9 protein-coding genes and 1 pseudogene are annotated in these 7,683 nt (G+C 63.0%); 3 read left to right on the top strand and 7 right to left on the bottom strand.

From position 1 onward, the window contains the following. Together EOS_RS05080 and EOS_RS44175 are read left to right on the top strand one after the other, a co-directional pair. Positions 1-493: DUF1501 domain-containing protein (locus EOS_RS05080; RefSeq protein WP_047845495.1), on the top strand; the 493-nt coding region annotated here is incomplete at its 5' end. Positions 494-559: 66 nt separating this feature from the next. Next, complete coding sequence (locus tag EOS_RS44175) at positions 560-760, top strand: YXWGXW repeat-containing protein (RefSeq protein ID WP_075645286.1); 201 nt, start codon at positions 560-562, stop codon at positions 758-760. 118 nt (positions 761-878) lie between these two features. On the opposite strand, the gene EOS_RS05075 is transcribed toward EOS_RS44175, so the two are convergent. The 5 genes and pseudogenes from EOS_RS05075 to EOS_RS05055 form a co-directional block, all read right to left on the bottom strand. Continuing rightward, entirely contained in the window at positions 879-1,610 is a 732-nt protein-coding gene (locus EOS_RS05075; RefSeq protein WP_047845494.1) for an SDR family oxidoreductase, read from the bottom strand. 52 nt (positions 1,611-1,662) lie between these two features. Continuing rightward, on the bottom strand, positions 1,663-2,520 hold the full coding sequence (locus EOS_RS05070; protein ID WP_087881878.1) for an MBL fold metallo-hydrolase: 858 nt from the start codon (positions 2,518-2,520) through the stop codon (positions 1,663-1,665). A 58-nt stretch (positions 2,521-2,578) separates the two neighbouring features. Further along, positions 2,579-3,550 (bottom strand): quinone oxidoreductase family protein, encoded by a 972-nt coding sequence (locus EOS_RS05065; protein WP_047845493.1) that lies wholly within the window; start codon positions 3,548-3,550, stop codon positions 2,579-2,581. A 142-nt stretch (positions 3,551-3,692) separates the two neighbouring features. Next, positions 3,693-4,571, bottom strand: coding sequence for an NAD(P)-dependent oxidoreductase (locus EOS_RS05060; protein ID WP_047845492.1), 879 nt, complete (start codon positions 4,569-4,571; stop codon positions 3,693-3,695). A 48-nt stretch (positions 4,572-4,619) separates the two neighbouring features. Further along, a pseudogene (locus EOS_RS05055) lies at positions 4,620-5,093 on the bottom strand (MaoC family dehydratase); the annotation flags it as partial. Between the two features lie 96 nt (positions 5,094-5,189). On the opposite strand from EOS_RS05055, the gene EOS_RS05050 reads away from it, so the two are divergent. Beyond that, the gene (locus EOS_RS05050) at positions 5,190-5,783 is read left to right on the top strand and encodes a TetR/AcrR family transcriptional regulator (RefSeq protein WP_047845491.1); all 594 of its coding nucleotides are present in this window, start codon (positions 5,190-5,192) and stop codon (positions 5,781-5,783) included. Between the two features lie 28 nt (positions 5,784-5,811). On the opposite strand, the gene EOS_RS05045 is transcribed toward EOS_RS05050, so the two are convergent. Both EOS_RS05045 and EOS_RS05040 read right to left on the bottom strand, forming a co-directional pair. Then, positions 5,812-6,714, bottom strand: a complete 903-nt coding sequence (locus EOS_RS05045) for an SMP-30/gluconolactonase/LRE family protein (RefSeq protein ID WP_047845490.1) — start codon at positions 6,712-6,714, stop codon at positions 5,812-5,814. 15 nt (positions 6,715-6,729) lie between these two features. Beyond that, a complete protein-coding gene (locus EOS_RS05040) occupies positions 6,730-7,680 on the bottom strand; it encodes a 3-hydroxyacyl-CoA dehydrogenase (protein WP_047845489.1) in 951 nt (316 codons plus the stop codon). Between the last annotated feature and the right edge of the window lie 3 nt (positions 7,681-7,683).

Here is a 7,683-nt window from a genome sequence, read left to right as displayed (position 1 = left end):
CCTCGGCAAGCTCGCTGCGAGCTTCCTGGGCCGCAGCGACGGCCCGCGCATCGCGATGATCGAGACGGGAGGATGGGATACGCACAGCGCGCAGAACCAGCGGCTGAGCGCGCAACTGAAGGCGCTCGACACGATGATGGCGTCCATGCGCGACGGCCTCGGTGAGCATTGGGCGAACACGACCGTCCTGGTCGCAACCGAGTTCGGGCGCATGGCGGCAGCGAACGGAACCGGGGGCACGGATCACGGCACGGCATCGGCCGCGATGTTGTTGGGAGGCGTCGTGCAAGGCGGCCGGATCCTGGCGGACTGGCCGGGGCTCGCGCCATCGGCGCTGTATCAGGGCCGGGATTTACGGCCCACGCTCGGGCTCGACAGCCTGATCGCCGCCGCAGCCGGGGAGACGTTCGGTCTCGATCCGGTCCGTGTCAGAACGACTCTGTTTTCGCAGAAGACCGCTACCCCGATGCCGAGCCGGTTGCTTCGGACGTAGCGATGCGCCGGTTAACGCGCAGTAGCCGCAGTAGCTTTACTTAACCTCATCAGGGACAAACTAAAAATGAAACACGTATTCAGCGTCGCAGTCCTAAGCGTACTGCTAACCGCTTGCGTAGTGGAACCTGCGCGGCCGCCGCGTCCGGAACCGTTGGTAGAAGTCGTGCCGGTGCAACCGGCGCCGGGGTATCACTGGGTCAAAGGGCATTACCGGTGGGAAGGAAACCAGTGGTTGTGGGTGCGTGGGCATTGGGCGCCGAACTGATCCAGCCCCGGGGCGGTTCTCTCGGTCTGTGTCCGAGGTCCCGCCAGATACGCAAGCTCGACAACCCCATCTTCAGCGAACAAGGCGGCGGCCTCCTTCGGAGCAAATCAATCGACGCTCAGATCTGCGCTCTGCCGCCATCCACGAAGAGCTCGATGCCCGTGACGAAACTCGAGTCATCCGAAGCGAGAAACAGGGCGGCTTTGGCAACTTCGTCGGCTTCCCCCATGCGTCCCATCGGGATGGTGGATAAAATCCTCGCCATAGCGTCCTGAGGCTGCTCACCAATGATCGGGGTATCAATTGGGCCCGGGCTAAGGACGTTTGAACGGATGCGACGGTCCTTCAGCTCCACGGTCCATCCCCGCACGAAATTGCGGATGGCCGCCTTGGTCGCGCCGTATACCCAGAAGGCAGGCGTCCCTTTGGCGCTCGCAACCGAGCCCGTGAGAATGATCGACCCGCCGTCATTCAACAGCGGCAGGGCCTTTTGGACGGTGAAGAGCACTCCCTTCACGTTGGTACTGAACAGTTTGTCGAAATGCGCTTCGGTGATATTGCCCAGGGCGGCGAACTCAGCGACGCCGGCGTTGGCGAAGACAATGTCGATTCTTCGCCCTGTCGCGTTGACGTTCTTATAGAGACGATCAAGATCGGCCAAATCGGCGACGTCGCCCTGGATGCCCGTCACATTGTCCCCGATGATCCTCACGGCTTCGTCGAGTTCCTTCTGGCGACGGCCGGTGATGAAGACGTAGGCGCCCTCGGCGACGAAGAGCTTCGCGGCGGCGAAGCCTATCCCCGACGAGCCGCCGGTGATGACAGCCACCTTTCCCTGCAACTTACCCATAGCGGTTACTCCGTTGATTGCTGAGATCGCTAATCCTTGGCCGTCCGGCGCGCTAGACCTCGAACCGGAACGCCGCCCCGTCGCGCTTCACGCGTCCAGCTGCGGGCGCGGCATAGTGGGTGCCGATAACCAGAACCGGCTGGTCGGCCCATTCGGCGAACAGCTTCGCGCGAGTGGCCGTCGCGGCTTGGGTGTCGCTGTCATAGCTCGTCGCCCAGTCGGGATGCGCCATTTGGCAAGGATGATGGGCAATGTCGCCGGTGATCACCGCGCGCTGCCCTTCCGATTCGATCATCACGCTGACATGGCCTGGCGTATGCCCCGGGCTTGGCCTCAGGCGCACCTCAGGCGAGATGCGGTGATCCATCTCCACCAGGCCGGCCAGGCCGGCGTCGAAGATTGGCCGCACGCTGTCTCCCATGATCGCATGCTGCTCCTCGTCGCCCTCGTTGCTCCAATGCTCGAATTCGCGCTTGCCGATCAGGTAGCGGGCCTTGGGGAAGGTCGGGACCCACTTGCCATCCACCAACATGGTGTTCCAGCCCACATGGTCCACGTGCAGGTGGGTGCAGACCACGGCGTCGACACTGTCGCGGCTCCAGCCCGCATCCGCCAGGTGTTGCAGGAAGGCCGTCGCCAGCGGGTTTCCGCTCGTCAAATGGCGCGGCTTGTCGTTACCGATGCAGGTGTCGACCACCAGCCTCAGCCCCGGCGCCTCCACTAGCAGGGCGTGGACAGACACGTTGAGCGAACCATCCTCGTTGACGAAGTGCGGATAAAGCCAGGGGCTGGCCTTCAGCGCCTCCGGCGTCGCGTCCCTCAGGAAGAAGCCCTCCGGATCATGGGGGAAGGAAAACAGCATCTCGACTACGCAGGTGATCTTCACCGCGCCCACCTGCCAGCTCAACATGGCGTCTTCCTCCGGTTTGCCTTGGACGAGAATTGCGCAGATACGGTTGCCATGTCGATCATCCCGCCAGGACGACTTTGCCGAACGGCCGATCCTCAATGACATGGCGCAAAGCTTCGCCCGCCTCGCCGAGGGGATAGACCCGCTCGACGATCGGCTTGACCGAGCCGCCCACGATCAGCGGGATGATGTCCCGCCACGCAGTAGCGACCGTGGTCGGTGATTGGGCGAACATGGAGAAACCGGCCATCCGCGCGCGCTTCCAGATGAGGTCCGTCACATCGATCGTGGTTTTGCGTCCGGCGGAGTAGCCCAACGTGATCAGGACGCCGCCGAGACTAAGGCTGCCTAGCGCCTCGCTGGTCACGCTCCCGCCAATGCTCTCGATGACGATATCGACGCCCTTGCCGTCCGTGATCCGGCGAACGCCGTCGGCGAGACCTTCTGTGGTGAGGTCAATCACGTCTTCGAAGCCAAGCTCGCGTGCGCGAGCGGCTTTCGCCGCACTGCCGGCGGTCGAAATCACTTTGCCGGCGCCCTGCGCCCGCGCGAGTTGATAGGTCGCATTGCCGACCGACCCGCCGATCCCAGGAGCGAGCACCGCCTTGTCCGGCGCGAATCCGGCCTGCGTCAGTGTGATCTGTGCCGTCAGATAGGCCACTGGAAGGCTGGCCGCGACGACATCGTCGATCGCGTCGGGCACAAGCGCCAGATGCTCAGGTCTCACCAGCAGCCATTCTTGCCACGTGCCATTCTCACCAACGCCGTAGGGTCCCGTGAACATCACGCGGCTTCCCACCGCGAGGCCGGAGTCGCCGGCATCCTCGATGACACCAGCCCCCTCGTTGCCGAGCACCAGCGGCGCCCTGGCCCGAGGGTGGCCACCCGACAGGATCGTGTGATCGAGCGGCGTGACGCCGGCGGCCGTGACGCGGACCAGTACCCTGTCCTTTGCCGGTTGCGGCCTGGGCGAGTCGATCTGCCGCAGCCCGCCGTAACCCGAGAAACTCTCCGCCTCGATCGCACACATCGCTATCATCCTATAAAGTTACTGACCTGTACGTAACTTCAATACTAGTTACAGGTCTGTCACTTTGTCAAGCGAGGAATCGGAACGAGAGGAGCAAGCGGATAGGGAGGCACTGCTATCTCGAATCGCGCAGCGAACGCGATCATTTGCCGGATTCGGTTCTTGCCTCGAGTGCGTGGACGACGGCCGTCATGTCGGACTGGCCGTGCCCCAGCGCCAGCGTCTCAGCGAATAGCGCATGGCAGACATCCAATAGCGGCGACGCGACCCCGACCTCTCTGGCCGCTTCCGCAATCAATTGATTGACCTTCAGCACATTGGTGATCGACCCCTGGACATCGAAGTCACGCATCACCAGCTTGAGAATTTTCACGCGTGAGATGTCGCTCGCCATCTGACCGGCGTCCACGATGGCGCGGAACTGCTGCATGTCCAGACCATGCCGTTCGGCAAAATGAGCCGCTTCCGCAAGGCCGGTGACCGTGGTCATCAGAAACAGGTTCACCGCAAGCTTCATGAGAAGCCCGCTCGGAACCGGGCCGCACACCATCGTCTGAGAGCACATTGGCTCGAGCAGAGGGCGGACGCTTTCGACGGCCGCGTCTTCACCCGCTAGCATCGCCACGAGCTGGCCCGCCTCGGCGGGCTTGCGCGAGCCCGAGACGGGCGCTTCCACGTAGCTGCCGCCGGCGTTGCGAATGTCGGCTTCGAGTCCGCGCGAGTAGTCGGGCGAGGTCGTCCCCATGTGGACGATCGTGTGGTGCGCAACGTTCGCGCTGAACTGCGGCGTGCCGCGGGCGAGGACGACGTCGATTGCGTCGGCGTCGGTCAGCATCAGGAGTACCACGCGGGTGCGTTTAAATATCTCGGCCGGGTTCGTCGCGACGGTTGCGCCCGCCGCTCGCAAAGGCTCGCTCTTGTCAGCGGAGCGATTCCAGACAATGAGTTGCGTGCCTGCGCGGGCCAGATTGAGCGCCATTGGCTGTCCCATGACACCTAAGCCGATGAAACCGATGTCCATATTCACCTCTATCCCAAGGCGGTTGTCGCTTGAACCCGCTTTGCGGTATCAACACGAATGTTGTTTCCGGCGCGGCACGACCATGTTTACGACGTGCACCAGCACGGCCTCGTCGTCCTGGTTCAGGGTGGTCGTTCGGAGTTTGATCAGGCCCTGCTCCGGACGGGACTTTGATGGGCGCACCTCCATCACCTCGCACTCGACGCGCAACTCGTCACCAGGGCGCACTGGCCGGGGCCAGCGGCACTCGTCGAGGCCAGCGCCGATGAAGCCGCCAGCCGGCTTGAGTTCGGTCTCAATCATCAGCCGCATCGTCACGGCAGCGGTGTGCCAGCCACTGGCGGCCAGTCCACCGAAAATCGAGCGGCTCGCGGCCGCCTCATCGAGGTGGAAGGGCTGTGGATCGAATTCGGCAGCGAACGCGAGGACGCGCTCCCGGTCGATGCGCAGCCGCCCTGAACCGAACGTCTGCCCCACTGCAAAATCTTCCAGATAGCGCTCGCTCATCACCCGCATGGCTCTTCTCCATAAAGTGACTAACCTGTAAGTATCTTGAAGATTACGGACAGGTCTGTTACTTTGTCAACCAGAATCTCAGAATGAAAGGAGTTTGCGGATATGAAGGCAGGAGCCCAACCCCGGCGGGGAGCCCCGCCAAAGGGCGAAGTGAGCGCACGCGAGCGCATCCTCGCGACGGCAAGCGAGTTGTTCTACCGCGAGGGCATCCGCGCCATCGGTGTCGACACGGTCGTCGAGCAATCCGGCGTGTCGAAGACGAGCCTCTATCGTCTGTTTGAATCCAAGGACGCCTTGATCGCCGCTTTCGCCACCGAAAAAGACCGGTTGTTCTGGGTGTGGTGGGATCACATGGAAGCGCAGCACGCTAGTGATCCGCGCGCTTTGCTGGAGGCACTGCTATCTGGAATCGCGCAGCGAATCGGACACCCCGCCTTTCGCGGCTGTCCGTTCCTCAACCTGGCGGCGGAGTTTCCCGACGACGACCATCCCGGCCGCGTCATCGCCCGGGGAAACAAGGAGGAAATGCGTGCGAGACTCGCGACCCTAGTGGCCAGGCTTGGCGCCAGGGACCCCGACCGAACTGCATTTCAGATGACGCTGCTCATCAATGGCGCGTACGTCACCGGCCTCATGGCGGAACCGGCTGATCTGAGGGGCGACCTCGTCGATGCCGCCATGAAGTTGTTGGCCTAGTGGTTTGCCGGCATTGCACGCGTGTTGCTTAGCCCGCAAATCGCGGCTCCGGCAAACCCTTTACTCCCAGCCCGGTTATCGCAAACAAACCGCCCTTATCGCGCTCCTTCTGCGGAATGCCCCACATCGGCCGCCCCATGGTCGTGACATACAAGATGTCCAGGTTCGGACCGCCGAACATCACGCTCGTCAGGTTCCGCACGGGAAACTCCACCACGCGATCAAGCGTACCGTCCGGTGCGAATCGCAAGATCCGTCCGCCGAAAACAAGCGCCGACCAGACATATCCTTCGGCATCGACGGTCGCGCCGTCGAAGGTGCCCGCCCTATCCCGCGCCGATGCAAACACGCGCCGGTTCGCCACCGCCCCCGTCTCGATGTCGTAGTCGTATGCGTACATCTGCCTGTCGTACGTGTCTGTGAAATAGAACGTGCGATTGTCCGGGCTCCAGCATGGACCGTTCGAACAACTGATACCGCCATCCAGACGCGTCACCGAGCCGTCCGTATCAAGCCGGTATAGAGCGCCGCTTCGGCTCGAACGCTGTCCCCGATCGGCGTCGTAACGGTCGAAATCATACGCCATCGTGCCCGCGATAAACCGCCCTCGGCGGTCCACCTTGCCGTCGTTGAAACGCGTCTCGGGGTCGTCGCTTTCCGGGTCTGCAATGAGCTTGACCGTCTGCGTCTCGAAGTCGTAGAAATGCAGGCCGTTCGCGAGCGCAACCACCGCGCCGCCGCGCTCGCGCAACGCCATCGAACCGATGTGACGGGGCACGAAATAACGTCTCACGTCGCTGCCGTCGGCACGGCAACTGCTGATCTCGGCAGCGGTGCTGTCAATCCAGTAGAGACGCTGCTCCTTCACATCCCACAGCGGCCCTTCGCCAAGATGATTGTTGGCATCGACAATCAAGCGGGTTTCGATCATGGCTGTCTCCGGTTATCAACGCTCGTCATCGTCGGACTCCGAGGTCGCGCGGCGATGCGCGAGCAATGCCATCAGCCGTCGGTCACGCCAGCGGCTACGGCTTTCTATCTCGTCGAGTGGCAACACGGCGCGGCGTTCGGCGTCGAGTCTCGCAATGCTGTCAGGCGACCAGTCGAACGGCACGCTGTCTTTCGCAAAGGAGCGGTACATCGCGCCGTAACGCGCCGCGTAATCCGCCACGCCACCAGGCGCATTCAGGTCGATGGTTTCAAACGGCCCCATGAACGACCACCGCAGGCCGAGGCCGTCGCGCATCACGGTGTCGAGATCGGCGGCGCTCGCGTAGCCTCGTGCGTAGAGGCTCAGTGCTTCGTCAAGCAGTACGCCTTGCAGGCGGTTCAGCAGGAAACCCGGTATTTCGCGCGCAACAGTCACCGGCTCCTGACCCGCCTCTTCGTATAGCGCACGCGCACGGGCCAGCGTCTCCTGCGTCGTCCACGGGGCACCGCATAACTCGACCAGCGGCACGAGCGAAGGCGGATTCACCGGGTGCGCCACGAGGCAACGCGCGCGGCCTCCAAGGGTTTCGGTGAACGTGGAAGCAGGCAAGCCCGAGGTCGAACTGGCCAGCAGCGTATCGGGGCGCGTCAGCTCGTCCAGTTCGACGAATAGCGTGCGCTTGACCTCCACGATCTCCGCAATGTTCTCCTGCACCAGATCGACGTCGTGCACCGCGTCCGCCAGCTTTTCGCATGCCGTCACGCGCGACACGATTCGCTCTTCAGGCTCGTCGATCAGCCCGTATTTGCCGAGATCCAGGACACTGCGGCGGATAGAAGGAATCGCGCCGTCGAGCATCGCGCGCTCGGCGTCATGAAGCCTGACCTCGAAACCGGCGCGCGCAAACACGATCGCCCACGCGCGGCCGATACGCCCCGATCCGATCACTGCAATGCGTCTGTTCATGGT

The organism is Caballeronia mineralivorans PML1(12), assembly GCF_001028175.1.
In the GTDB taxonomy this organism is placed as follows: Bacteria; Pseudomonadota; Gammaproteobacteria; order Burkholderiales; family Burkholderiaceae; genus Caballeronia; species Caballeronia mineralivorans.
This window is presented reverse-complemented; position numbering and strand designations above follow the sequence as displayed.